Origin of the sequence: Enterobacter sp. BNK-8 (genome assembly GCF_048685095.1) — a bacterium.
Classification (GTDB): Bacteria; Pseudomonadota; Gammaproteobacteria; order Enterobacterales; family Enterobacteriaceae; genus Enterobacter; species Enterobacter quasiroggenkampii.
The window spans coordinates 2,236,449-2,259,977 of the sequence record NZ_JBLQTN010000001.1 but is presented as its reverse complement, the minus strand read 5'-3'; the positions used below and the strand labels follow the sequence as shown (position 1 = coordinate 2,259,977).

Here is a 23,529-nt window from a genome sequence, read left to right as displayed (position 1 = left end):
TCCGGATATTCTGGAGAAGAACTGTTGATGTATTTTGCTGAGAGTATGGAGCAGCAATGGAGATGAAAAAGTTAAGGATTAAACAGCGTATTAAGGCTATTTAATCCTTATTAAGCGGTGCAACGTTTGTTTACCGGTCTTTGCGCCACGCATCGGCTGTGAGTGCTTCACCGAAATGACCGGCTATCAGCCGTTTTGTCAGCTCGTGAAGCGGGGAGGCCATCACATCCGCCGTGCTGCCGCGCTCGACCACTTCACCCTGGTGCATAACCATCACCTGATCGCTGATGTGTTTCATCATCCCCAGATGCTGGGTGACGTAGATATACGAGATGCCCTGTTTTTCCTGCAGCTCCAGCATCAGGTTAATCAGCTGCGAACGCATCGACATATCCAGCGAGGCAAGCGCTTCGTCAGCAATGATCACTTTCGGGCGCAAAATCAACGCACGCGCCAGACCCAGACGCTGTTTCTGGCCGGGGGCCAGCATGTGTGGGTAGTAGCTTTCGTGATCCGGTAACAGCCCAACCATGCGCAGGGTTTCGAAGATACGCTTGCGGCGCGCCTCGGGTTCCAGGTCGGTGTTCAGACGCAGCGGAAAATCGAGGATCTGCGAAATGCGCTGGCGCGGATTGAGTGAGGTCGATGGATCCTGGAAGATCATGCGGATGCGCTGGCTGCGGAAAGAGTAATCCCCGAACGTCAGAGGGTGATCGTCAATCAATACTTCGCCAGCCGTGGGTTCAACCATGCCGGCAAGCATTTTCGCCAGGGTCGATTTCCCGGAACCGTTCTCGCCGATGATCGCCAGGGTCTGTTTTTCACGCAGGGTAAAGCTGAGCGGTTTTACCGCGTCGACAGTTTGACGATGAAACAGCCCCGTGCGGTAGCGAAAGGTCTTACTCAGGTTGCGGACTTCAAGCAAGGTTTCGACCATTTCACTCTCTCTCCATGTTCAGCGGGAAATGACAGGCGTAAAGATGATTTTTGGCCCCGGTCAGGCGTGGCGTCTCGATACATTTACGCTGAGCATACGGACAACGCGGCCCCAGACGACAGCCTATCGGCAACGATTCCAGCAGCGGAATCGCCCCGGGCAGGGTATTCAGGCGGCTCTTATGCGGCATGGCGCTGCCAAAATCGGGAATTGCGCGGATTAGCGCCTGCGTATACGGGTGGTGCGGTGCGGTGATCAGGTCTTCACTCGGCGCGGTTTCGACCGTTTGTCCGCAGTACATCACGTCAATTTTATCCGCCCATTTGCTGAGCATTTGCAGGTCATGGCTGATCAGCAAAATGGTGGTGTTGTTGTTCTGGTTGAGACGCGACAGCAGGCGGAAGATTTGCGCCTGCGTGGTGGGTTCCATCGCGTTCGTCGGTTCATCAGCAATCAGCAAACGCGGCTGATTAGCCAGCGCGATGGCAATCATCACTTTCTGACATTCACCGTCGGTCAACTCGTACGGGAAGCTGCGCATCGCATCTTTGTGATCTTTGATCCCGACGCGGTGTAAAAGCTCAATGGCACGACGCTTGCGCCAGCCAATGCGCTGCCACCAGCGGCCTTTATAGGTCCAGCCGGGGATGTTCTGCATCAACTGTTTGCCCACGCGTTCGGACGGGTCGAGACAGGACTGCGGCTCCTGGAAAATCATCGAGACGTTATGCCCGACCAGCTTACGCCGCTCGCGGGGAGAGAGGCGCAGCAGGTCGATGTCATCAAACCGCATACGGTCTGCGGTCACGCGCCAGTTATCTTTCGCCACGCCGCAGATGGCTTTGGCGATCAGGCTTTTGCCTGAGCCGGATTCCCCCACCAGCCCGCGGATTTCACCTTCCGCGAGGGTAATACTGATGCGATCGACGGCTTTAACCCAGCCTTCACCGGTTTTGAATTCAATGGTGAGGTTGCGAATATCAAGAAGCGGCATTATTGCACCCCCGCGTTAATTGCACGGCGAATACCGTCGCCCAGCAGGTTGATCAGCAGCACGCTCACCATAATGGCCGCACCCGGCAGCATAACCGTCCACGGCGCCACGTAAATTAACTCCAGCGCGTCACCGAGCATCGCACCCCATTCAGGCGACGGCAGCTGCGCGCCGAGGTCGAGGAAGCCGAGCGCCGCGATGTCCAGAATCGCCATCGACAGGGCGCGGGTGATCTCGGTGACCAGCCCGGACGCGATGTTAGGCAGCACGGCAAACCACAGGATGTTGAAGGTGGTCGCGCCGTCCAGACGCGCAGCGACGACATACTCTTTTTCCAGCTCGTCATGCACCATGCTGTAAACCGAGCGCACGATGCGGGGCAGGATAGCCAGCCAGACGGCGAACATGGCATGAGACAGGTGCGGACCGGCAAAGGCAACCACAATGATCGCCAGCAGCAGAGACGGAATCGACAGCAGCGTATCCAGAATGTGGTTAAGCACCGCCGAGCGCAGGCCATGCGTGGATCCCGCAAAAATACCCAGCGCCAGCCCGCAGATCGTGGCCGCGAGCGTCACCACAAACGCGCCGCCCACCGTCGGGGCCGCACCGCTCAGCAGGCGGCTCAACACGTCACGTCCGAGGTCGTCCGTCCCCAGGAAGAAGGAGACTTCCCCGTAGCGGGACCAGGACGGCGGCAGCAACTGATAGCCAAGGAACTGCTGGTCAATGCCATACGGCGCAAACCAGGAGCCAAAGACGCACAGCAACACCAGACCGGCACAGCCATAAAGGCCGATCATTGCCGTGGTATCGCCATAGAATTTACGCCACACGGTACGCAGCACACCGGGCGTGCGCTTTTCACTGTATACGCTATCGTAAGGCATACCATTCCTTATGCTTCAATGGGTTGGCCATGGCACCCAGAATATCGGACAACACGTTGACAATAATCACCAGCGAACCAATCACCATCACGCCTGCGGAAATCGCGGCGTAGTCCTGCTGGCGGATAGCGTTAATCAGCCACCGTCCCAGGCCAGGCCAGCTAAAGACCATCTCGGTGATCATGGCCAGCGTGAGCATGGTGGAAAACTGTAATCCCAGACGCGGAATAACCGGCGGCAGCGCGTTGTGCAGGACGTTGCGGCGCAGGATGGTCAGGCGCGACAGTCCGCGCGTGGCGGCGGCTTTGACATAGTTCTGGTCAAACACCTCGATGGTGCTCAGGCGCATCAGGCGGATCACTTCGGTTGTTGGCGCAACCGCCAGCGTCAGCACCGGCAATACCATATGGCGCAGGGCGCTGACGATCATCTCGTGACGCCACACCGAATCAGACAGCCACGCATCGATGATGGCAAAGCCCGTCACCGTTTTAACCGTGTAGAGCAGGTCAAAACGGCCAGAAACCGGTAGCCAGCCCATCGTCAGCGAGAAGAAAAGCGTCAGCAGTAGCGCCAGCCAGAAGACCGGGATGGAGAAGCCGAGCAGGGCGAGGGCGCTGATAAACTTATCCTGCCATTTGTTGCGATATATCCCGGCCAGCATGCCCACGGGGATCCCGACCATCAGGGCAAAACCGAAGGCCAGAATGCACAGTTCCATCGTGGCCGGGAAAACCTCTTTCAACTGATCGGAAATAAGCTGCCCGTTAATGCTGGATACGCCGAAATCCCAGTGCAGCAGCCCGTTAAACCAGAAGAGCCAGGCATCCCACAGCGACGATCCCTGGAGCGGGGCGTGGGGTGTGAAATAGCTCAGACTAAAGCCGACAAAGTTCAGGAAAAAGAGCGTCACCAGCAGCAAAAGGAGCCGACGCAAGGTAAAAATAATCATGGTTTTTTCACCTCTTGTTCTTTTTCACGCGACACGCCGGCGAACGAGGCGTTGCCAAACGGGCTCAGCACCAGGCCTTTAATATCATAGCGATACGCCTGAAGGCGCAGGGAAGAGGCCAGCGGCAGCACCGGCAGTTCCTGAGCAAGGATCTTCTGCGCTTCATCATAGGCGTCGATGCGCGAGGCCAGCTGTTGGGAAGCCAGCGCTTTTTGCAGCACGCCGTCAAACTCCCGGTTACACCAGTGGGCGTAGTTGGTCTGCGAGTTTATCGCCGCACAGCTCAGCAGCGGCCGGAAGAAGCTGTCCGGGTCGTTGCTGTCGGTGGCCCAGCCGGTGAGGGTTAAATCATGATTCATATCCATCAGGCGCGCCTCCTGGAAACGGCCCTCTACCGGTACGATGATCACTTTGACGCCTACCTGCGCCATATCTGCCTGCAGCAGTTCGGCGGTCTTGAGCGGGCTGGGGTTCCACGCCTGGGAACTGGTGGGCACCCAAAGCTGCAGCGTGAGGTTTTCCGCCCCCAGCGCTTTCAGCTGTTCACGCGCTTTTGCCGGATTGTATTCCGTAATTTTAGCTTCACCGTCATAGGCCCACGAGGCGCGCGGTAAAATTGAGGCGGCGGTTTCCGCCGTGCCGTAATAGATCGACTGCATCAGACGCTGGTTGTTAATGGCCAGCGCAAGGGCGTGTCGAACGGCAGGGTTGTTCAACGGCGGTTTATCCGTGTTAAAGGCCAGATACGCGATGTTCATCCCCGGGCGTAGCGTCAGACGCAGACGCGGATCGTCGCGCAAAATCGTGAGTTGGCTGGCCGCGGGCCAGGCAAGCACGTCACATTCCCCGGTGAGCAGTTTCGAGAGCCGCCCCGTTCCGCCAGAGCCGAGATCGACCACCACCTGCGGCATCAGCGGCGTACCGCGCCAGAAGTGTTCATGGCGCTGCAGACGAATATATTGACCAGCGCGGTATTCGGCCAACTGGAACGGACCGGTGCCAACCGGCTGGCGATCGAGCAGTTCCTGACGATCTTTTTTCGTCAGCTGAGCCGCGTATTCGGCTGACATGACGGATGCATAGTGCGTTGCCAGGTGCCAGAGGAAGGAGGCATCCGGGCGCGTCAGCGTGAATTCAACCGTGCGGTTGTCGAGCTTACGTACGCTTTTCACGGTGTCGGCAAACTGCAGGCTGTCGAAATAGGGGAAATTGCTTCCGTTAACGTTATGCCACGGATGGTTGCGGTTGAAGATACGCTGGAAGGTGAAGACCACGTCATCCGCGTTCAGCTTGCGCGAGGGGGTAAACCACGGCGTACGCTGAAACGCGACATCATCGCGCAGGTGAAAACGGTAGGTTGCGCCGTTATCCAGCACTTCCCAGCTTTCCGCAAGCTCGGGCACGAGACGGTAGGTGTACGGGTCAACATCAAGCAGACGATCGTAAAGCTGCGCGGCAAGGGTATCCACAATCAGGCCGCTGCCCGCTTTTTGCGGGTTGAAGGTATCCACCTGGCCGCTTACGCAATAGACGAAGCCGCTGTCACGAATGTCAGGCTGCGGCGTTTGCCCGGGCGCGGCAAAGGCCTGGCTGCTAAACAGACCAAGTGCAAAAAAGGACGATAAAACCAGACGCATAATTTTTAAGGTATTAAATATGAAGTGGCTATCCTACTAATTTTAAACGACATTATCCAGTATCGTTTAAGCCTGAGGGCATAATGGGGGCAGTAACGTTTGCAGTCGGTCACTCAGCGTCACAACCCGATGCACGTTCATACCTGCAATCCACTTTGAATATACCTCATGGACTATCTTAGCATTTTCGTGGCGTATCTGACTCGCTATAAACGAAGGATTTAACCCGGCAGACAGGGTTTCGCAAAGTCAGTCGGTATAGTTACGTCTTCGCTGGGTAAAATGACAGGAATGCAGGGTACATTCCAGGTGCGATATCATTTTAATTCTAATATGTGTCTGATATATTATGATTTTTTACTAAAGTAAAACAAGTTATGGCATTCAGACTACCCGCCAAACGCGAAGTGTTTGCATACTTTTGCCTGGGATTATGGTTTTACGGGATGTGTCGGCTTGACATCTATACAAGCGATGCGTACTTGATAGAACCAGGTTCTGTTTATTGTCCAATTATCTTGATTTCAGTCGCTATAGGTGCCTTTGCATCATGGCGCGTTTCGTCACGCGTCAAAAGCAAAGAGGGTAAACTGGAGCGCGTTAAGTTTTTCCTGGCTTGTTTTGTGTTTGTAGTGGGTGTCGTATCTTTCACACTCTGGGAAAGCACTGAAGCAATCATCGTTTCCAGTGCAACGCAAACAGTTAGCGGAACTTACCCTTTCAGGATGAACTACCCAGGACCTTCATGCGGAAAACATTGCCGTTGCAAGGCTGGGGTTGTCTATTATGACGAATTCTTAAAGCGTGAAATTGAATTCTGCCAGTGGGATGACGCTTCGTCTTTTTTCTACACAGACTCTATTCGTGTGGTCAAAAAAGTCAATGCTCACGGCGGTAAAATAATAAGCCATGAGGCAATTCACTAATTCAAAAGAGTGTCCTGAGATAGCTACATAATGAATAATAAGAGTGCCCAGAAGCAAGCGCATCACTGGAATAGTGAGCTTAGTGTCTTGAAAATAAAGTTATTTTGATCAAGTGAAATGATGCCGACAGCTAAAAGTAACGAACCACCGCTCGCCATGGTTAAAAGGTTAAAATAGAATTTCCAGGGGTGTTTAGAGCAATGAACATAATACTTCTCATAGGTTCCGTTGAGCCAGCCAATAAAAACTCCTGTCCTCAGAGCTTTACTTGTATGCCAGATGTAGAAAATACCGACTAAGCAGAATGCGAGAGAAATCAAAAAATCTAAAATAGCCATCTTAATAATATCCTTATTCTTCTTGATTCATCTATTGCTTTTTTTTCATAAAATAAGTGAATTTTAAAGTGATAGACACTGTCATCGCATTTGATGCTTTTTGAGCAATGCCCTTAACTGATGGTAGGTCAAACCCAGCAGTTCAGCCGCCCGTTTCTGGTTGTATTTCGCCATCTTCAGGCTTTGCTCCAGCAGCTGTTTCTCCTGGTCGTGCTGGAACTGGCGCAGATCAAGGGGAAGAGCAGGGGCGTCGCCTGGAGATGCTGGTGCGGGCAAGGTCGGGGCGCTGCGCTGAAAAGGATCGATAATGATGTTGTCCAGCTCCGTCTCGCTGCTGCCGTGGCGATAGACGGAACGCTCCACGACGTTTTTCAGCTCGCGGATATTGCCCGGCCAGTGGTACGAGAGCAGCGTCTCCCGTGCATAATCGCTGAAGCCGGGGAACAGCGGCAGTCCGAGCTCGCGGCACATCTGAATCGCAAACTGGTCTGCCAGCAGCATAATGTCGCTTCTTCGCTCGCGCAGCGGAGGAAGCTGCACGACGTCAAAGGCCAGGCGGTCGAGCAGGTCGGCACGGAATTTCTCCTGTGCCACCATCTCCGGCAGGTTGGCGTTAGTGGCACACACCAGGCGCACGTTCACCTGCAGCGGCTGGCTACCGCCGACGCGCTCCAGCTCGCCGTATTCAATCACGCGCAGCAGTTTCTCCTGCACCAGCATGGGCGCGGTGGCCAGTTCATCAAGAAACAGCGTACCGCCGTCGGCGCGCTCAAAGCGTCCGGGATGGCGTTTCTGGGCACCGGTAAACGCACCCGCTTCATGGCCGAAGAGCTCGGTGTCGAGCAGGTTTTCATTCAGCGCCGCGCAGTTAAGGGAAATGAAGGGGCCGTCCCAGCGCCCGGATAAGTAGTGGAGACGGTTGGCGATGAGTTCCTTACCCGTACCGCGCTCGCCGATAATCAGCACCGGTTTATTGAGCGGCGCCAGGCGAGAAACCTGTTCCAGCACTTCCAGAAAACTGTTTGCTTCGCCGAGTAAATTGTCTTTGTATCCAGGCATGATGAAATTAACCACTCCTTAGCGATATTCACCAGGCAAGAATAGTTCTTCACTGCATGAAAATCAACCATGACCTGTTAAATCAATAAGATAAAAAGTTGGCATGAGATTTGTATTATCTGTGCAGCAGGGCATCGCCCGATAACAGAACTATGAGGAGTCAATTATGGGTATTTTTTCTCGTTTTGCCGACATCGTGAACGCCAACATCAACTCATTGCTGGAGAAAGCGGAAGATCCGCAGAAGCTGGTGCGTCTGATGATTCAGGAAATGGAAGACACGCTGGTTGAAGTCCGCTCTACCTCCGCCCGCGCGCTGGCGGAGAAAAAACAGCTTACTCGTCGTATTGAACAGGCCACCGCTCAGTTGAACGAATGGCAGGAAAAAGCAGAACTCGCGCTGCGCAAAGACAAAGAGGATCTGGCCCGTGCGGCGCTGATCGAAAAACAGAAGCTGGCAGACATGGTCGCGACGCTCGAGCATGAAGTGACGCTGGTGGATGACACGCTCACCCGCATGAAGAAAGAGATTGGCGAGCTGGAAAACAAGCTGAGCGAAACCCGCGCGCGTCAGCAGGCGCTGACCCTGCGTCATCAGGCGGCAAGCTCTTCCCGTGACGTGCGTCGCCAGCTCGACAGCGGTAAGCTTGATGAAGCGATGGCCCGTTTTGAGTCGTTTGAGCGTCGTATCGACCAGATGGAAGCGGAAGCCGAAAGTCACGGTATCGGTAAGCAGAAGTCGCTGGATCAGCAGTTTGCTGACCTCAAGGCCGATGATGAAATCAGCGAGCAGCTGGCGGCACTGAAAGCCAAAATGAAGCAAGATAACCAATAATAATTCGTGCGGCACCTGAACGTGCCGCATCGTAAGACAAGGAGTACACATGAGCGCGCTTTTTCTGGCTATTCCCCTGACTATTTTCGTGCTGTTCGTTTTGCCGATTTGGCTATGGCTGCACTACAGCAACCGTTCCTCACGGGGCGAACTCTCCCAGAGTGAACAACAGCGTCTGGTACAGCTCTCCGACGAGGCGAACAAAATGCGCGAACGCATTCAGGCGCTGGAAGCCATCCTGGATGCTGAACATCCAAACTGGAGGGACCGTTAATGTCTGGACTGAATCTGAACAAAAAACTGTGGCGAATTCCACAGCAGGGCATGGTACGCGGCGTCTGTGCCGGGCTGGCTCATTATCTTGACGTCCCGGTTAAGCTGGTACGCGTGGTGACGGTGCTGTCGATCTTCTTTGGTCTGGCATTTATTACCCTGGTCGCGTACATCGTGCTGTCGTTTGTTCTTGACCCGATGCCGGAAGGAGAACTGGCGGCGGAAGGCGCCCCCACCAGCAGCGATCTCCTTAATGCTGTTGATGAACAACTCGCTGCCGGGGAGAAGCGGTTACGGGAAATGGAACGCTATGTCACGTCGGATACTTTTACGCTGAGAAGTCGTTTTCGTCAGCTTTAAGAGAGAGAAGAGATGAAACAACACTGGCAACAGGCCGGTCAGAAGGTTAAACCCGGCCTCAAAATCGCAGGTAAACTGGTCCTGCTGACCGCGTTACGTTTCGGCCCGGCAGGCGTGGCGGGGTGGGCGATAAAATCTGTTGCCCGCAAGCCAGTCAGAATGGTTCTGGCCGTGGCGCTCGAACCGCTGTTGCAAAAAGTGGCAAAACGGCTGTCGCGCCGCTACTTGTCCCAGTAATTCCCTCACGCGTTAGCCCTTACTCTTCCAGGAGAGGGGCTGGCGATGATTAACCGCACTTCCTCGTTAACCCTGCTTTCTTTGCGGCAGCTCACAATATTGTGCTGAGCTGCTTTGCAATCGTGTTTTTCTCCTGCCCGGTCCGTTGACAGATATTTTTCATGGGAGTAGATTGCCACTCCGTGGGACCGCTACCATGGAAAATCAAGTGAACGAAAAAATTAAAGCACTCATTAATCTTGTTTATGGAAAAACGTTTTCTGAAGCACATCTTCATGTGTTGCTGGAAAATATTGAAAAGGCCGCCTCTGTTATTACAGAAAAGCGTAAAATGGGCTGGGATGAAAAAGATGTCGTTCTGATAACCTATGCCGACCAGTTTTCAGCGAAAGGTGAGAAAGCACTCCCTGTTTTTACACGTTTTTATAACAAATGGCTTTCGCGTTCTTTTTCTCATGTCCATCTTTTGCCTTTTTATCCGTGGTCCTCGGACGACGGCTTTTCTGTCATTGATTATCATGAAGTTGCGCCTGAAACCGGAACATGGCGAGATGTTGCTGAATTAAAACAGTCAGCCAGCCTGATGTTTGATTTCGTCTGCAATCATATGTCGGCCAAAAGTGCCTGGTTTGCTAATTACCTGAAGCAAATGCCAGGGTATGATGATTTCTTTATTTCTGTCGATCCTGAAACAGATTTATCCGCGGTGACGCGTCCGCGTGCCTTACCGCTTCTTACCCCTTTCACGCTTCATGATGGCAGCGTACGACACCTGTGGACCACCTTCAGTGAGGACCAGGTTGATCTCAACTTCGCCTCTCCGCAGGTGCTGATTGCGATGGTCGACGTACTGCTGCATTACCTTATTGAAGGGGCGCGATATATTCGACTGGATGCCGTTGGGTTCATGTGGAAAATACCGGGAACGAGCTGCATTCACCTTGAGCAAACCCACCAGCTCATCCAGCTTTTCCGCGTCATTACCGAGGCGGTTGCCCCCGGCACGGTGATAATCACCGAGACGAATGTTCCGCATAAAGATAACGTCTCTTACTTCGGTAACGGCGAAAATGAAGCGCAGATGGTTTATCAGTTCTCGTTGCCCCCGCTGGTGCTGCATGCGGTGCATTGTCAGAATGTGCGCACGCTGAGCCAGTGGGCGGCGTCGCTGGCGTTGCCTTCCACCAAAACCACCTGGTTCAACTTCCTGGCCTCGCATGATGGCATTGGTCTTAACCCATTACGCGGAATATTACCTGAGTCGGAGATCCTCTCGCTTGTAGAGAAGCTGCAGTCTGAAGGCGCGTTGGTTAACTGGAAAAATAACCCGGATGGCACACGAAGCCCTTATGAAATTAATGTGACCTATCTGGATGCATTAAGTACGCGAGAAAGTCATGATAGCGATCGCATTGCCCGGTTTATTCTGGCCCATGCCGTCCTTTTAAGCTTCCCCGGTGTGCCTGCGATTTATATCCAGAGTATTCTCGGTTCCCGTAATGATTATGACGGGGTAGAGCGTCTGGGATATAACCGTGCGATAAATCGCGAAAAATATACCGCAGGAAAAATTGATAGTGCGCTTGAAGATAAAAATAGTCTGCGTTATCAGGTCTATTGTGCGTTAAGCCAGTTAATCGTACTGCGTCGTGCGGAAAAAGCATTTCACCCTGACAGTCAGGCTTATTTTAGCACGTCAGGCGAGCATGTTTTAAAAATTGTTCGCGTGGCGGATTGTGGTAAAAAAATAACAGCGCTATTTAATTTCAGTGATGCTCCTCAAACGGTTGGAGCTGATATTCACGCCGGAAGGGAATTGATTAGCGGAGAAGATATTACCGATACGACTCTGACCCTAAATCCATGGCAGGTTTTGTGGATTAAAGAAAACTAAAAAGGACCTTAAACATGAAAACACCCAGAATTGTGCTGATATCAGCACTGGTTTCGTGCGCCCTGTTATCAGGCTGTAAGGATGACAAAGCGTCCTCTGTCACCATTGAGTTTATGCACTCGTCGGTAGAGCAGGAGCGTCAGGCCGTTATTACGAAACTGATCGAAAAATTCGAGAAAGAGAACCCTGACATCACGGTAAAACAGGTACCGGTGGAAGAGGATGCCTACAACACCAAGGTGATTACGCTGGCAAGAACCGGCGCGCTGCCTGAAGTGATTGAGGTCAGCCATGACTACGCAAAAGTGATGGATAAAGAACAGCTTCTGGATCGTGACGCTATCGCGGAAGCCGTTAAGGCGGTGGGGGAAAACACCTTCTATGACGGAATCTTACGCGTAGTCCGTACGGAAGATGGCGCAGCCTGGACGGGCGTGCCGGTCAGCGCCTGGCTTTCCGGCGTCTGGTATCACAAAGATGTGCTGGCCGCGGCGGGCATTGAGGAGCCGCATAACTGGGAACAGCTTCTGCAAGCCAGCCAGCGCCTGAACGACCCGGCTAAAAAGCATTACGGCATCGCGCTGCCGACGGCGGAAAGCGTGATGACCGAGCAGTCATTCTCTCAGTTTGCCCTTTCCGGTGGCGCGAACGTGTTTGATGCAAAAGGCAATGTCGATATCGATACCCCGGAAATGGCAAAAGCGCTGGCGTTTTATAAAGCGCTGGCTGCGACCACCATGCCGGGTTCGAACGATGTCATGGAGATCAAAGACGCCTTCATGAACGGTTCTGCGCCGATGGCGGTTTACTCCACCTACATCCTGCCTGCCGTCTACAAGGACGGAAACCCTTCTAATCTGGGCTTCGTTGTACCGACTGAAACGTCATCGGCGGTGTACGGCATGATCACCTCGCTCACGATCACCACCGGACAAACCGAAGCGGAGACCAAAGCGGCCGAGAAGTTTGTTACCTGGATGGAACAGGCTCAAAACGCGACGGACTGGGTCATGATGTCGCCGGGCGCGGCGCTGCCGGTAAACAAACTGGTGGTGGGCACGGAGACCTGGAAAAACAACGACGTGATTAAAGCGTTTGGGCAGTTGCCTTATGAGCTGATTGCGCAGTTCCCGAACGTGCAGGTGTTTGGCGCCGTGGGGGATAAAAACTTCACCCGCATGGGCGACGTGACGGGCTCCGGCATTATCAGTTCCATGGTGCATAACGTCACGGTGGGGCAGAAGGACCTTAACACAACGTTAAGCAGCAGCCAGAAGCGACTGACTGATCTCATTACACAACGATAGGAGCGCTCTGCGGAAGGAAATTATGAAGACGTTGTTTTCTGGTCTTTCAGATATGCCTTTCGCCATGCTGCTGTTGGCCCCCAGCCTGATACTGCTGGGGGGCCTGGTGGCCTGGCCAATGATTTCCAATATTGAAATCAGTTTTTTACGCTTGCCGCTCAATCCGCGCATTAGCGCCGTGTTTGTCGGACTGGACAATTACATTCGCATTCTCAGCGATGCCGCTTTCTGGCACTCGCTGTGGATGACCTTCTGGTACACGGCGCTGGTAGTGATTGGCAGCACGGTGCTGGGGCTTGCCGTCGCCATCTTTTTCAATCGCGAGTTTCGCCTGCGCAAGACGGCACGTTCACTGGTGATTTTATCCTACGTCACGCCGTCTATTTCGCTGGTGTTTGCCTGGAAATACATGTTCAACAACGGCTACGGCATCGTGAACTATCTGGGTGTAGACCTGTTGCACCTGTATGACCAGGCGCCGCTGTGGTTTGACAACCCGAACAGCAGCTTCGTACTGGTGGTGCTGTTCGCGATCTGGCGTTACTTCCCGTACGCGTTTATCTCATTCCTGGCGATTTTACAGACCATTGATAAATCCCTGTATGAAGCGGCGGAAATGGACGGCGCGAATGCCTGGCAGCGTTTTCGTATCGTCACGCTGCCCGCGATTATGCCGGTGCTGGCCACGGTGGTCACGCTTCGTACCATCTGGATGTTCTACATGTTTGCTGACGTCTACCTGCTGACCACGAAGGTCGATATTTTGGGCGTCTATCTCTACAAAACCGCATTCGCTTTCAACGACTTGGGCAAAGCAGCGGCGATCTCTGTGGTGCTGTTCGTGATCATCTTCGCTGTGATTCTGCTGACCAGAAAAAGGGTGAACCTCAATGGCAACAAATAAACGCGTACTGAGCCGTATTGGTTTTTATCTGGGGCTGGCGGTATTTCTGATCATCACGCTTTTCCCGTTCTTCGTGATGCTGATGACGTCATTCAAGAGCGCCAAAGAGGCGATCTCGCTCCATCCGACCATTCTGCCGCAGGCGTGGACGCTGCAGCATTACATCGACATCTTTAACCCGCTGATCTTCCCGTTTGTGGATTACTTCAGAAACAGCATGGTGGTGTCGCTGACCTCATCGGTGATTGCCGTGTTTCTCGGTACGCTGGGCGCTTACGCCTTGTCCAAGCTGCGTTTTAAGGGCCGCACGACGATCAATGCGAGTTTTTACACCGTCTACATGTTCTCCGGCATCTTGCTGGTGGTGCCGTTGTTCAAAATCATCACCGCGCTGGGGATCTACGACACCGAGCTGGCGCTGATTATCACCATGGTGACGCAGACGTTACCGACGGCGGTGTTCATGCTGCGCAGCTACTTCGACACCATTCCGGACGAAATAGAAGAAGCCGCAATGATGGACGGCCTTAACCGCCTGCAAATCATCTTCCGTATTACCGTGCCGCTGGCGATATCCGGGCTCGTATCGGTGTTTGTCTACTGCTTCATGGTGGCGTGGAACGACTATCTGTTTGCGTCCATTTTCCTGTCCAGCGCCAGCAACTTCACCTTGCCGGTCGGGCTGAACACGCTCTTTAGCACACCTGATTATATCTGGGGTCGCATGATGGCGGCATCGCTGGTGACGGCACTTCCGGTGGTCATCATGTACGCCCTGTCTGAACGTTTTATTAAAAGTGGTTTGACCGCCGGTGGCGTGAAGGGCTGAGGCGGCCAATTTTAACAAGGAGTCAATCATGAAAAAATTAGTTGCGACAGCGCCACGCGTGGCGGCGCTCGTAGAGTATGAAGACCGCCCGGTTGCGGGACATGAAGTGAAAATTCGTGCCTGCTTTGGCGCACCGAAACACGGTACCGAAGTGGTGGATTTCCGCGCGGCAAGTCCGTTTATCGATGAAGAGTTCAATGCGGAGTGGCAGATGTTTACCCCGCGCGAAGAGGGGGCGGCCCGCGGGATAGAATTCGGTAAGTTCCAGTTGGGCAATATGATTGTTGGCGACATTATCGAATGCGGCGCTGACGTCACGGAATACCAGACGGGCGATCGCGTCTGCTGTTACGGGCCGCTCCAGGAGACGGTCATCGTGAATGCCGTCAACAACTACAAGCTGCGCAAAATGCCGCAAGGTGCCTCCTGGAAGAACGCCGTCTGCTACGATCCGGCACAGTTTGCCATGAGCGGCGTGCGTGATGCCAACGTGCGGGTCGGGGATTTTGTCGTGGTTGTAGGCCTCGGCGCGATTGGGCAGATTGCGATCCAACTGGCGAAAAAAGCCGGCGCGTCAGTCGTCATCGGCGTGGATCCTATCGAACACCGTTGCGACATTGCCCGCCGTCATGGCGCGGACTACTGCCTCAACCCAATCGGCACAGATGTCGGTCTGGAAATTAAAAAGCTGACCGGAAAGCAGGGCGCAGATGTGATCATCGAGACCAGCGGCTTTGCCGATGCGCTGCAGTCCGCACTGCGCGGCCTCGCCTACGGCGGCACTATTTCCTACGTTGCGTTCGCTAAACCGTTCGCTGCAGGCTTCAATCTGGGGCGTGAAGCGCACTTCAACAACGCGAAGATTGTCTTCTCCCGCGCCTGCAGTGAGCCAAACCCGGACTACCCGCGCTGGAGCCGCAAGCGTATTGAAGAGACCTGCTGGGAACTGCTGATGAACGGTTATCTGAATTGTGAAGATCTGATCGACCCGGTCGTGACCTTCACCAGCAGCGCTGAAAGCTACATGAAATATGTGGATCAGCATCCGGAACTGAGCATCAAAATGGGCGTCACTTTTTAAGCTAAGGAAAGCAACTCATGAAAATCGCAACACAAAATCAGGCCTTTTTCCCGGGCAATATCCTGGAGAAATTCGAGTACATCAAAGCGATGGGTTTTGATGGCTATGAAATTGACGGCAAGCTGCTGGTGGAAAACCTCGCCGAGGTGAAAGCGGCGATTAAGGCCACCGGCCTGCCGGTCACGACCGCCTGCGGCGGATACGATGGCTGGATTGGTGACTTTATCGAAGAGCGTCGTCTGAACGGCTTAGCCCAGATTGAACGCATTCTGGAAGCGCTGGCCGAAGTGGGCGGCAAGGGCATTATCGTACCTGCAGCCTGGGGCATGTTCACCTTCCGTTTACCGCCAATGACTTCACCACGCAGCCTCGAAGGCGACCGCAAAGCGGTAAGTGCTTCGCTGCGCTGGCTGGATGAGGTGGCAGCGCGCACCGGAACCACCGTCTATCTGGAGCCGCTGAACCGCTATCAGGATCACATGATCAACACCCTGGCTGACGCACGACGCTATATCGAAGAGAACGCCCTCAAGCACGTGCAGATCATCGGTGATTTCTATCATATGAACATTGAAGAAGATTCGCTGACGGAGGCGCTGCATCAGCATCGCGATCTGCTGGGCCACGTGCACATCGCTGATAACCACCGTTACCAGCCGGGAAGCGGTAGCCTCGATTTTGCCAGCCTGTTCGATCAGCTGCGTGCGGATAATTACCAGGGCTATGTGGTTTACGAGTGCCGCGTACGTGCTGAAGATCCCGCTCAGGCTTATCGGGATTCCCTCACTTATTTACGTGAATGCTAAGGATGACGAGCGTGATGAGTGCTTCAACAACGTCGCCACTGCGCGTCGCCATCATTGGCGCCGGGCAGGTTGCGGACAAAGTGCATGCCTCGTATTACGCCACGCGCAGTGATGTTCAGATGGTGGCTGTCATGGACAGCCGCCTCGAACAGGCACAGGCTTTTGCGAAGCGTCATGCCATACCGTCGGCGTGGCAGGACGCGTGCGCCATGCTGGAGGCGGTTAAGCCGGATGTGGTGAGCGTTTGTTCGCCAAACCGATTTCATTTTGAGCATGTGATGGCGGCGCTGGAGGCTGGCTGTCATGTGATGTGCGAAAAACCGCCCGCCATGACGCCGCAAGAGGCCGATGAGATGCGGATAGCTGCACGCAAGGCGGGGAAGGTGCTGGCATATGATTTTCATCACCGTTTCGCGCTCGACACGCAGCTGCTGCGCGAGGCCGTGATGAACGGAACGCTGGGCGAAATCTACTTCACCTCGGCGCAGGCGCTGCGGCGCTGTGGCGTGCCGGGCTGGGGCGTCTTCACTAACAAAGCGCTGCAGGGCGGTGGGCCGCTGATTGACATTGGCATTCACATGCTGGATGCCGCGATGTACGTACTGGGTTTCCCGGCGGTCAAAAGAGTCACGGCGCACGGCTTCCAGAGGCTGGGAACCCAAAAAAGCAGCGGCCAGTTCGGCGCGTGGGATCCCGCACAGTTTACGGTGGAAGATGCCCTGTTTGGCACTATCGAATTCTGCAACGGCGGTATTTTGCGTCTGGACACCTCGTTCGCGCTGAATATCCGCGAGCAGTCGATCATGAATGTCGCCTTTTGCGGTGAAAAGGCGGGGGCGACGCTTTTCCCGGCCCACGTTTATCAGGATGACGCCGGGACGTTACAAACCCTGGTTCAGCGTGAAGAGGCTGACGACCAGCGCCATTTACGCAGCATGGAGGCCTTTGTCCGCCACGTGCAGGGAGAGCCCGTAATGATTGCAGATGCTGAACAGGGGCTAGTGATTCAGCAGCTTGTCGCGGCGCTTTATCAGTCGGCAGAAACAGGGGAAAGCGTAACATTATGCTGAGCGTGTCTGTATTAACCGATCCGGGCTTTTGTCCGCACAGTCTGAATAAGTACGCATCCATTATGGCATGCGGTAACGGCTACATGGGCATTCGCGCTGCGCATGAAGAAGATTACACCCAGCAAACCCGAGGAATGTATCTTGCGGGTCTCTATCATCAGGCGGGACGTAACGAGACCACTGAGCTGATCAATTTGCCCGATATCACCGGTATCGAGGTTGAGCTGGACGGGGTGAATTACACCCTTCTGGCCGGGGAGATGCTTGAGTGGCAGCGCGAGCTGGCGTTTGCCAACGGCGAACTGCATCGCCGCGTCGTCTGGCGTTCGCCCAACGGAAAGCGCTATCGCCTGGAGAGTCGTCGTTTTGTCTCTCTGGATCAGCTGCCGCTTGTGGCCATGCAGCTTGCGATCACCCCGCTGGATGATGCTTCGCAGGTGGTGATGAAAACCGGCATTGATGCGACACAAACCAATACGGGCCGGCAGCATCTGGATGAAATTTCCGTCAGGGTGTTCGACCAGCACTATATGCAGGGTGTGTATGAAACGCAGGACCGGGCCGCTGATGTTGTCATCTCAGCCTTTTGTCAGCTATCAGCCGACAGCGAAAGCTGCTTTACCGCTAAAAATCGTCGGCTCTCTGCTCACTACTCCCTGACGATACCGAAGGGTGACACTGTCACGCTGGATAAGTTTGTCTGGGTGGTCCATCGCAGCGATAAAGCCCTGTCGCAGGAATCTTTCGCGCGCGGCGCGCTGGCGGATCTCAAGGTTTGTGCAGCAAGGAGTTATGCCTCGCTGCTGGAAAGTTCAGCCTGCGCATGGGAAGACGTATGGCGCGATGCCCGGGTGGAAGTGGCTTCTGCATCTCCTGTCGATCAGATGGCGCTGGACTATGCCGTCTGGCATCTGACCACCATGACGCCAGCTCATGATGAGCGGAGCAGCATTGCCGCTAAGGGCTTGACCGGCGAGGGGTATAAAGGCCATGTCTTCTGGGACACCGAAATATTCCTGCTGCCTTTCCATCTTTTCACTCGTCCGCAAGTGGCCCGCAGTCTGCTGCGCTATCGCTGGCTGAACCTGGCCGGGCCCGGGAAAAAGCCCGCCGCAACGGCTGGCCGGGCGCGCTGTTCCCGTGGGAGAGTGCCGCGAGCGGCAAAGAGGAGACGCCGGAGTTTGCGGCTATCAACATCCGTACGGGCATGCGGCAGAAAGTGGCCTCCGCCCTGGCCGAACACCACATCGTGGCGGACATTGCCTGGGCCGTTGTGGCCTACTGGCAGGCCACGCGCGATGATGCGTTTATGCGTAATGAAGGGCTGACCCTGCTGGTGGAGACGGCAACGTTCTGGATGGGCCGCGCCACGGAGGTCAACGGGCGCCTGGAAATTCATGATGTGATTGGGCCGGACGAATACACCGAGCATGTGAATAACAACGCCTACACCAACTATCTGGCCTGGCACAACGTGGCCAGCGCATGCCGGTTTATATCGATGTTTGAGCGTGAAGAGGCCTGCTTCATGGAGAAGGCGACCACCTTCCTGGCCCGCTTGTGGCTGCCGGAAGCCGACGCCGGGGGAGTGATCCCGCAGGACGATTCGTTCATGGCGAAACCCGCCATCGATTTAAGCCGCTATAAAGCCAAAGCGGGTAAGCAGACCATCCTGCTGGATTACTCTCGCGCGGAAGTTAACGAGATGCAAATCCTCAAGCAGGCTGACGTGGTGATGCTTAACTACCTGTTGCCGGAGAAATTTACCCCAGCCCAGTGCGCGGCCAACCTGGCGTTTTACGAGCCGCGGACGATCCATGACTCTTCGCTGAGCAAGGCTATTCACGGCATTGTGGCCGCCCGCTGTGGCGATACGGAAGGGGCTTACGCCTTCTGGCGCGCTGGCGTGGCTATCGATCTGGGCGACGATCCGCACAGCAGCGATGACGGCATTCATGCCGCGGCCACGGGTGCCATCTGGTCCGGCGTCATTCAGGGGTTTGCCGGCATGCAGATTGTTGAGGGCGAGCTGCACCTTGCGCCGAAGCTACCCGCTCACTGGCGAAAACTTGTCTTCCCTCTGCGCTGGCAGAACGCACGCCTGCGCTTCACGTTTGAAAATGACGTTTTAACCATCGATACCTCCGCGCCCGTCACGTTAACGCTGTGGGGAAAAACGGTTTGCGTATCGGAGCGGCAGGCATTCTCTCGTAGGGAATTTCTTACATCTTTTAATGGGACCGCTACCACGGAGGCCAGCGATGAAGCCTGAAGCGGTTGTATTCGATCTTGATGGGGTTATCACCGATACCGCACATCTGCACTTTCTCGCCTGGCGTTCGGTCGCGCAGGAGATCGGCATCACTATCGATGAGGTGTTTAACGAGGAGCTGAAGGGAATTAGCCGCATGGAATCCCTGCAGCGGATCCTGCGACACGGTGGGAAAGAGGGGGCGTTTGACGATAAACAGTGTCTGGCGCTGGCGGGGAAGAAAAATGCGCTCTACGTCGCATCGCTGTCGTCATTGACCGAGGCGTCGCTGCTGCCGGGTATCCGGGAGGTGCTGGCGGACATTCGAGCGGCAGAGGTGAAAATTGGGCTCGCCTCCGTTTCCCTCAATGCACCTGGAATACTGCATGCCCTGGGTATTCATGACGCCTTTGATTTTTGCGCTGATGCCTCCCGCATTGTCTGTTCAAAACCGGATCCGGAGATCTTCCTCGCCGCGTGTGCTGGCCTGAACGTCCGCCCCGATGCGGCCATCGGGGTCGAAGATGCGCCCGCAGGCGTGGCGGCGATCAACGCGGCGGGCATGCTGTCGGTCGGGATTGGCTCAGGCCTGACCCATGCGGGATTACAGCTTCATTCAACGCAGGAACTGACCTGGAAATGCCTGACCGATTTCTGGGCCTCCCGGGCGTATTGATAAGGAATTAAAAATGGCACAACTGTCACTGAAACATATTCAGAAAATTTACGATAACCAGGTCCACGTGGTGAAGGATTTTAATCTCGAAATCGAGGACAAGGAGTTTATCGTTTTTGTCGGTCCGTCTGGCTGCGGTAAATCGACAACGCTGCGCATGATTGCCGGGCTGGAGGAAATCTCCGCCGGCGAACTGGTCATCGACGGCGTTTGCATGAACGACGTGCCCGCCAAGTCACGCGACATCGCCATGGTGTTCCAGAACTATGCGCTTTACCCGCATATGACGGTCTACGACAACATGGCGTTTGGCCTGAAGATGCAGAAAATCGCCCCGGCGGTTATCGAAGAGCGCGTTAACTGGGCGGCACAGATCCTCGGCTTACGGGAGTACCTCAAGCGTAAACCCGGCGCGCTGTCCGGTGGCCAGCGTCAGCGCGTGGCGTTGGGCAGGGCGATAGTCCGGGAAGCGGGCGTCTTCCTGATGGATGAACCGCTCTCCAACCTCGATGCCAAGCTTCGCGTGCAAATGCGGGCTGAAATCAGCAAGCTCCATCAGAAGCTCAATACCACGATGATTTACGTGACCCACGATCAGACGGAAGCCATGACGATGGCGACCCGGATTGTGATCTTAAAAGACGGCATTATTCAGCAGGTTGGTGCACCGAAGCAGGTATACAACGAGCCGGCAAACATGTTTGTTGCGGGGTTCATTGGCTCGCCAGCCATGAACTTTGTTCGTGGCGCCATCGACGACCGCTATTTCGTCACGGAAACGCTGCGTCTCGAGATCCCCGAAGACAAACTCGCGTCACTGCATGCCGCAGGGTACCAGCGTAAAGCCGTGGTCTTTGGGATCCGCCCGGAAGATATTCTCACCCAGCAGAGTAGCGGTGAAAACATCGCGGCAAAAGTCAGCGTGGCCGAACTGACCGGTGCAGAGTTCATGCTCTACGCCACCGTTGGTGGCCATGAACTGGTTGTTCGCGCGGGAGCCGCGAATGATTATGCCGCTGGGGATAATATCGGCATCCAGTTCGATATGAATAAGTGCCATTTCTTCGACGCTGAAACCGAAGCGGCTATTAGATAAGAAAGGTGTTCGCCGGAAATACCCATTTCCGGTTTTTTTGTTTGTTACTTATAAAGGGAATATTTGATGAGTACTCTACTAAAAAGTGCTGCGCTCGTGCTGTGCGCAGGGGTTAGCTGTGCACATGCAACAGAAACGGCTAAACAGTGGGAATTTAATATTGGCGCGATGTATGAAATAGAAAACGTCGAAGGCCAGGGGGAGGATAAAGACGGGTTATATGAACCTTCCGTGTGGTTTAATGCAACCTGGGATGCCTGGACTATTTCGCTGGCAATGTATCAGGAAGGGCCGGTTGATTATAGCAGCATGACCCGTGGCACCTATTTTGATCGCCCGGAATTTGAATTACGCTATCGCTTTATCGGAACCGATGATTTTACGTTCGGTCTGACCGGCGGCTTCCGTAATTATGGTTATCACTTTAAGGATGAACACGGCGCCAGAGACGGCAGCGCAAATATGCAGCGCTACAAAATTCAGCCTGACTGGGATATAAAATTAACCGACGACTGGCGTTTTGGCGGCTGGTTTGCCATGTATCAATTTGCTAACGATCTGGAAAAAACCGGCTATTCAGACAGCCGCGTCGAAACCGAAACGGGCTTTACCTGGACCATTAACGAAACCTTTGCCGCTAAAGTAAATTACTATTTAGAGCGCGGTTTCAATATGGACGGTTCACGTAATAACGGCGAGTTCTCCACCCAGGAAATTCGCGCCTATCTCCCTATTTCGTTGGGCCAGACGACCTTAACGCCTTACACGCGACTGGGGCTCGATCGCTGGTCGAACTGGGACTGGCAGGACGATCCTGAGCGTGAAGGGCATGATTTCAACCGCCTGGGTATGCAGTACGCCTATGACTTCAACAACGGTTTATCCATGACGCTTGAATACGCCTATGAATGGGAAAACCATGACGAGGGTGACAACGACCGCTTCCACTATGCGGGCGTTGGGGTAAATTACGCGTTCTGACCGAGGGGCTTCCAGGGGCTACAAGCCCCTGGTTTTAGCGCAGCGAGGCCGCCAGTAAAAAATGCGTATCGACAAGCACTTTTTGCGGGGCGGGATGGCCCGCGATACGCCTGAAGAGAAGATCGCAGCTCTCTTCCCCCAGTTTTCGGGTAGGGATATCAAAGCCGCCAGGCGCGGGCGTTAAAATGAGAGACAGCATCGGGTCGCTGTATCCGGCTATCACCACCTGTTCCGGAATCATCAGATTCAACTCATCCGCCGCGCGATAAAGGCCGAGTAATTTCATGCTGTCGGTAGCAAATACGGCATCAGGCGGCGTGGGTGATGAGAGCAATTCCAGAGCCGCTTTAAGCGCACTCTCATGGGTATAACCGCCGTCCATGATCCAGTCCGGGTTCATCGCAATATGGTGCTTTTCCAGACTGGCTTTATAACCCGCCAGGCGATCGATTGAAACATGATAATCAAGCGGCGCATGCAGACAGGCAATTTTCTTGCGGCCGTTTTTAATAAAGGTTTCCGTCAGCGTGGCGCTGTCATGAAAATTATCCGTGTCGACGGAGTAAATATTCTGATACTCACCTTCCACTTTACCGATAACCACTACCGGTACGCCATACGCATCCAGCGTGGTGAAAAAGGATTCATTTGCGGGCGAACTCAGCATGATGATCCCTTTGATCATCTTCTGTTTTATTTTACTCACGCATTTCAGCAGATCGTCTTCACTGCTTTTTGAGGTTTGTAAAATAACATCGAATCCTTCTTCTTCCGCTTTTGCCGTAATGGCATGAAGAACATCGGAGAAAAAAGGGTTGCCGGCAGTGGTTTTGGTTGAACGGGTCGAAATAACCATAATGGCATCGAATCCTGAAGAGGTCAGGGCGCGAGCCAGTTTGTTGGGCTGATAATTTAATTCATCAATCGCCTTCAGCACTTTGTCACGTGCTTCGGGAGAAATATTCGTTTGTTTATTCAGAACGCGGGAAACGGTTGATTTCGATACGCCCGCAACCCGTGCGATATCATAAATGGTGGGTGACATACACCTTACTCACTCAGAACTGACAGCAATGTCGTTCATCTTACTGGAGAAAAAACGGCAATAGCAATAAATAAGAATTGATAATCAACGATCTGCCCCCATTTATTGTATTCTGAAGCCATGCATTCAAGGCTTCCAGGCAACGAAGGAC

23 protein-coding genes and 1 pseudogene are annotated in these 23,529 nt (G+C 54.2%); 16 read left to right on the top strand and 8 right to left on the bottom strand.

Going from position 1 to position 23,529, the window contains the following annotated elements; genetic code table 11:
- Window positions 1-130: 130 nt before the first annotated feature.
- The 5 genes from sapF to sapA are packed head-to-tail and all read right to left on the bottom strand — an operon-like array spanning window position 131 to window position 5,410.
- Window positions 131-937 carry a putrescine export ABC transporter ATP-binding protein SapF gene (gene sapF / locus ACMGGU_RS10955; RefSeq protein ID WP_008501227.1) on the bottom strand — a complete coding sequence of 269 codons (807 nt, stop codon included), beginning with the start codon at window positions 935-937 and terminating at the stop codon, window positions 131-133.
- Window position 938: 1 nt separating this feature from the next.
- Complete coding sequence (gene sapD, locus ACMGGU_RS10950; protein ID WP_025756605.1) at window positions 939-1,931, bottom strand: putrescine export ABC transporter ATP-binding protein SapD; 993 nt, start codon at window positions 1,929-1,931, stop codon at window positions 939-941.
- The gene (sapC, locus tag ACMGGU_RS10945) at window positions 1,931-2,821 is read right to left on the bottom strand and encodes a putrescine export ABC transporter permease SapC (RefSeq protein ID WP_045908876.1); all 891 of its coding nucleotides are present in this window, start codon (window positions 2,819-2,821) and stop codon (window positions 1,931-1,933) included. The genes sapD and sapC overlap by 1 nt, the downstream gene beginning before the upstream one ends.
- Complete coding sequence (sapB, locus tag ACMGGU_RS10940) at window positions 2,808-3,773, bottom strand: putrescine export ABC transporter permease SapB (RefSeq protein WP_069719064.1); 966 nt, start codon at window positions 3,771-3,773, stop codon at window positions 2,808-2,810. Before sapB ends, sapC begins: the two co-directional genes overlap by 14 nt.
- Window positions 3,770-5,410, bottom strand: a complete 1,641-nt coding sequence (sapA, locus tag ACMGGU_RS10935; protein WP_395299348.1) for an ABC transporter substrate-binding protein SapA — start codon at window positions 5,408-5,410, stop codon at window positions 3,770-3,772. The genes sapB and sapA overlap by 4 nt, the downstream gene beginning before the upstream one ends.
- Window positions 5,411-5,787: 377 nt before the next feature.
- Here sapA and ACMGGU_RS10930 point away from each other — a divergent pair, with 377 nt between their 5' ends.
- Window positions 5,788-6,336: a hypothetical protein gene (locus ACMGGU_RS10930; protein ID WP_139177171.1), complete on the top strand. Its 549-nt coding sequence runs from the start codon at window positions 5,788-5,790 to the stop codon at window positions 6,334-6,336.
- Between the two features lie 62 nt (window positions 6,337-6,398).
- Here the strand turns inward: ACMGGU_RS10930 and ACMGGU_RS10925 are convergent, their stop codons facing one another.
- Window positions 6,399-6,674: a hypothetical protein gene (locus tag ACMGGU_RS10925; RefSeq protein ID WP_395299347.1), complete on the bottom strand. Its 276-nt coding sequence runs from the start codon at window positions 6,672-6,674 to the stop codon at window positions 6,399-6,401.
- Window positions 6,675-6,755: 81 nt separating this feature from the next.
- Window positions 6,756-7,748, bottom strand: coding sequence for a phage shock protein operon transcriptional activator (gene pspF, locus ACMGGU_RS10920; RefSeq protein ID WP_262777938.1), 993 nt, complete (start codon window positions 7,746-7,748; stop codon window positions 6,756-6,758).
- Window positions 7,749-7,899: 151 nt separating this feature from the next.
- On the opposite strand from pspF, the gene pspA reads away from it, so the two are divergent.
- The 15 genes and pseudogenes from pspA to ACMGGU_RS10845 all read left to right on the top strand — a co-directional run bounded on the left by pspA (window position 7,900) and on the right by ACMGGU_RS10845 (window position 22,333).
- Window positions 7,900-8,568, top strand: coding sequence for a phage shock protein PspA (pspA, locus tag ACMGGU_RS10915; RefSeq protein WP_023617933.1), 669 nt, complete (start codon window positions 7,900-7,902; stop codon window positions 8,566-8,568).
- A gap of 49 nt (window positions 8,569-8,617) precedes the next feature.
- Window positions 8,618-8,842 carry an envelope stress response membrane protein PspB gene (gene pspB, locus ACMGGU_RS10910; protein ID WP_023312045.1) on the top strand — a complete coding sequence of 75 codons (225 nt, stop codon included), beginning with the start codon at window positions 8,618-8,620 and terminating at the stop codon, window positions 8,840-8,842.
- Complete coding sequence (pspC, locus tag ACMGGU_RS10905; protein WP_023617934.1) at window positions 8,842-9,201, top strand: envelope stress response membrane protein PspC; 360 nt, start codon at window positions 8,842-8,844, stop codon at window positions 9,199-9,201. Before pspB ends, pspC begins: the two co-directional genes overlap by 1 nt.
- 12 nt (window positions 9,202-9,213) lie before the next feature.
- Window positions 9,214-9,438, top strand: coding sequence for a phage shock protein PspD (gene pspD, locus ACMGGU_RS10900; RefSeq protein WP_023312043.1), 225 nt, complete (start codon window positions 9,214-9,216; stop codon window positions 9,436-9,438).
- A 196-nt stretch (window positions 9,439-9,634) separates the two neighbouring features.
- A complete protein-coding gene (locus ACMGGU_RS10895; RefSeq protein ID WP_420300546.1) occupies window positions 9,635-11,332 on the top strand; it encodes an alpha-amylase family glycosyl hydrolase in 1,698 nt (565 codons plus the stop codon).
- Window positions 11,333-11,346: 14 nt separating this feature from the next.
- Window positions 11,347-12,639, top strand: a complete 1,293-nt coding sequence (locus ACMGGU_RS10890) for an ABC transporter substrate-binding protein (protein WP_063621847.1) — start codon at window positions 11,347-11,349, stop codon at window positions 12,637-12,639.
- 22 nt (window positions 12,640-12,661) lie between these two features.
- Complete coding sequence (locus tag ACMGGU_RS10885; RefSeq protein ID WP_420300545.1) at window positions 12,662-13,543, top strand: carbohydrate ABC transporter permease; 882 nt, start codon at window positions 12,662-12,664, stop codon at window positions 13,541-13,543.
- Window positions 13,530-14,372 (top strand): carbohydrate ABC transporter permease, encoded by an 843-nt coding sequence (locus ACMGGU_RS10880; protein WP_008501243.1) that lies wholly within the window; start codon window positions 13,530-13,532, stop codon window positions 14,370-14,372. The genes ACMGGU_RS10885 and ACMGGU_RS10880 overlap by 14 nt, the downstream gene beginning before the upstream one ends.
- Before the next feature lie 28 nt (window positions 14,373-14,400).
- Window positions 14,401-15,453 (top strand): zinc-dependent alcohol dehydrogenase, encoded by a 1,053-nt coding sequence (locus ACMGGU_RS10875; RefSeq protein WP_048029783.1) that lies wholly within the window; start codon window positions 14,401-14,403, stop codon window positions 15,451-15,453.
- A 17-nt stretch (window positions 15,454-15,470) separates the two neighbouring features.
- Entirely contained in the window at window positions 15,471-16,259 is a 789-nt protein-coding gene (locus ACMGGU_RS10870; RefSeq protein ID WP_045908869.1) for a sugar phosphate isomerase/epimerase family protein, read from the top strand.
- An 11-nt stretch (window positions 16,260-16,270) separates the two neighbouring features.
- Window positions 16,271-17,329: a Gfo/Idh/MocA family protein gene (locus ACMGGU_RS10865; protein ID WP_395299345.1), complete on the top strand. Its 1,059-nt coding sequence runs from the start codon at window positions 16,271-16,273 to the stop codon at window positions 17,327-17,329.
- Window positions 17,323-19,601 (top strand): annotated as a pseudogene (locus tag ACMGGU_RS10860) (glycoside hydrolase family 65 protein). Before ACMGGU_RS10865 ends, ACMGGU_RS10860 begins: the two are co-directional and overlap by 7 nt.
- Window positions 19,591-20,256, top strand: a complete 666-nt coding sequence (gene pgmB / locus ACMGGU_RS10855; RefSeq protein WP_048223585.1) for a beta-phosphoglucomutase — start codon at window positions 19,591-19,593, stop codon at window positions 20,254-20,256. The pseudogene ACMGGU_RS10860 and the gene pgmB overlap by 11 nt, the downstream one beginning before the upstream one ends.
- A 13-nt stretch (window positions 20,257-20,269) precedes the next feature.
- Window positions 20,270-21,352, top strand: a complete 1,083-nt coding sequence (locus ACMGGU_RS10850) for an ABC transporter ATP-binding protein (protein WP_048223583.1) — start codon at window positions 20,270-20,272, stop codon at window positions 21,350-21,352.
- A gap of 66 nt (window positions 21,353-21,418) precedes the next feature.
- Complete coding sequence (locus ACMGGU_RS10845) at window positions 21,419-22,333, top strand: OmpG family monomeric porin (RefSeq protein ID WP_045908864.1); 915 nt, start codon at window positions 21,419-21,421, stop codon at window positions 22,331-22,333.
- A 34-nt stretch (window positions 22,334-22,367) separates the two neighbouring features.
- On the opposite strand, the gene ACMGGU_RS10840 is transcribed toward ACMGGU_RS10845, so the two are convergent.
- Entirely contained in the window at window positions 22,368-23,378 is a 1,011-nt protein-coding gene (locus ACMGGU_RS10840) for a LacI family DNA-binding transcriptional regulator (RefSeq protein ID WP_032674909.1), read from the bottom strand.
- Window positions 23,379-23,529: the final 151 nt, after the last annotated feature.

What these genes read in the sequence shown, in the direction of transcription:
- sapF (WP_008501227.1), bottom strand. Translation starts at nt 937, where the DNA reads ATGGTCGAAACCTTGCTTGAAGTCCGCAACCTGAGTAAGACCTTTCGC.
- sapD (WP_025756605.1), bottom strand. Translation starts at nt 1,931, where the DNA reads ATGCCGCTTCTTGATATTCGCAACCTCACCATTGAATTCAAAACCGGT.
- sapC (WP_045908876.1), bottom strand. Translation starts at nt 2,821, where the DNA reads ATGCCTTACGATAGCGTATACAGTGAAAAGCGCACGCCCGGTGTGCTG.
- sapB (WP_069719064.1), bottom strand. Translation starts at nt 3,773, where the DNA reads ATGATTATTTTTACCTTGCGTCGGCTCCTTTTGCTGCTGGTGACGCTC.
- sapA (WP_395299348.1), bottom strand. Translation starts at nt 5,410, where the DNA reads ATGCGTCTGGTTTTATCGTCCTTTTTTGCACTTGGTCTGTTTAGCAGC.
- ACMGGU_RS10930 (WP_139177171.1), top strand. Translation starts at nt 5,788, where the DNA reads ATGGCATTCAGACTACCCGCCAAACGCGAAGTGTTTGCATACTTTTGC.
- ACMGGU_RS10925 (WP_395299347.1), bottom strand. Translation starts at nt 6,674, where the DNA reads ATGGCTATTTTAGATTTTTTGATTTCTCTCGCATTCTGCTTAGTCGGT.
- pspA (WP_023617933.1), top strand. Translation starts at nt 7,900, where the DNA reads ATGGGTATTTTTTCTCGTTTTGCCGACATCGTGAACGCCAACATCAAC.
- pspB (WP_023312045.1), top strand. Translation starts at nt 8,618, where the DNA reads ATGAGCGCGCTTTTTCTGGCTATTCCCCTGACTATTTTCGTGCTGTTC.
- pspC (WP_023617934.1), top strand. Translation starts at nt 8,842, where the DNA reads ATGTCTGGACTGAATCTGAACAAAAAACTGTGGCGAATTCCACAGCAG.
- pspD (WP_023312043.1), top strand. Translation starts at nt 9,214, where the DNA reads ATGAAACAACACTGGCAACAGGCCGGTCAGAAGGTTAAACCCGGCCTC.
- ACMGGU_RS10895 (WP_420300546.1), top strand. Translation starts at nt 9,635, where the DNA reads ATGGAAAATCAAGTGAACGAAAAAATTAAAGCACTCATTAATCTTGTT.
- ACMGGU_RS10890 (WP_063621847.1), top strand. Translation starts at nt 11,347, where the DNA reads ATGAAAACACCCAGAATTGTGCTGATATCAGCACTGGTTTCGTGCGCC.
- ACMGGU_RS10885 (WP_420300545.1), top strand. Translation starts at nt 12,662, where the DNA reads ATGAAGACGTTGTTTTCTGGTCTTTCAGATATGCCTTTCGCCATGCTG.
- ACMGGU_RS10880 (WP_008501243.1), top strand. Translation starts at nt 13,530, where the DNA reads ATGGCAACAAATAAACGCGTACTGAGCCGTATTGGTTTTTATCTGGGG.
- ACMGGU_RS10875 (WP_048029783.1), top strand. Translation starts at nt 14,401, where the DNA reads ATGAAAAAATTAGTTGCGACAGCGCCACGCGTGGCGGCGCTCGTAGAG.
- ACMGGU_RS10870 (WP_045908869.1), top strand. Translation starts at nt 15,471, where the DNA reads ATGAAAATCGCAACACAAAATCAGGCCTTTTTCCCGGGCAATATCCTG.
- pgmB (WP_048223585.1), top strand. Translation starts at nt 19,591, where the DNA reads ATGAAGCCTGAAGCGGTTGTATTCGATCTTGATGGGGTTATCACCGAT.
- ACMGGU_RS10850 (WP_048223583.1), top strand. Translation starts at nt 20,270, where the DNA reads ATGGCACAACTGTCACTGAAACATATTCAGAAAATTTACGATAACCAG.
- ACMGGU_RS10845 (WP_045908864.1), top strand. Translation starts at nt 21,419, where the DNA reads ATGAGTACTCTACTAAAAAGTGCTGCGCTCGTGCTGTGCGCAGGGGTT.
- ACMGGU_RS10840 (WP_032674909.1), bottom strand. Translation starts at nt 23,378, where the DNA reads ATGTCACCCACCATTTATGATATCGCACGGGTTGCGGGCGTATCGAAA.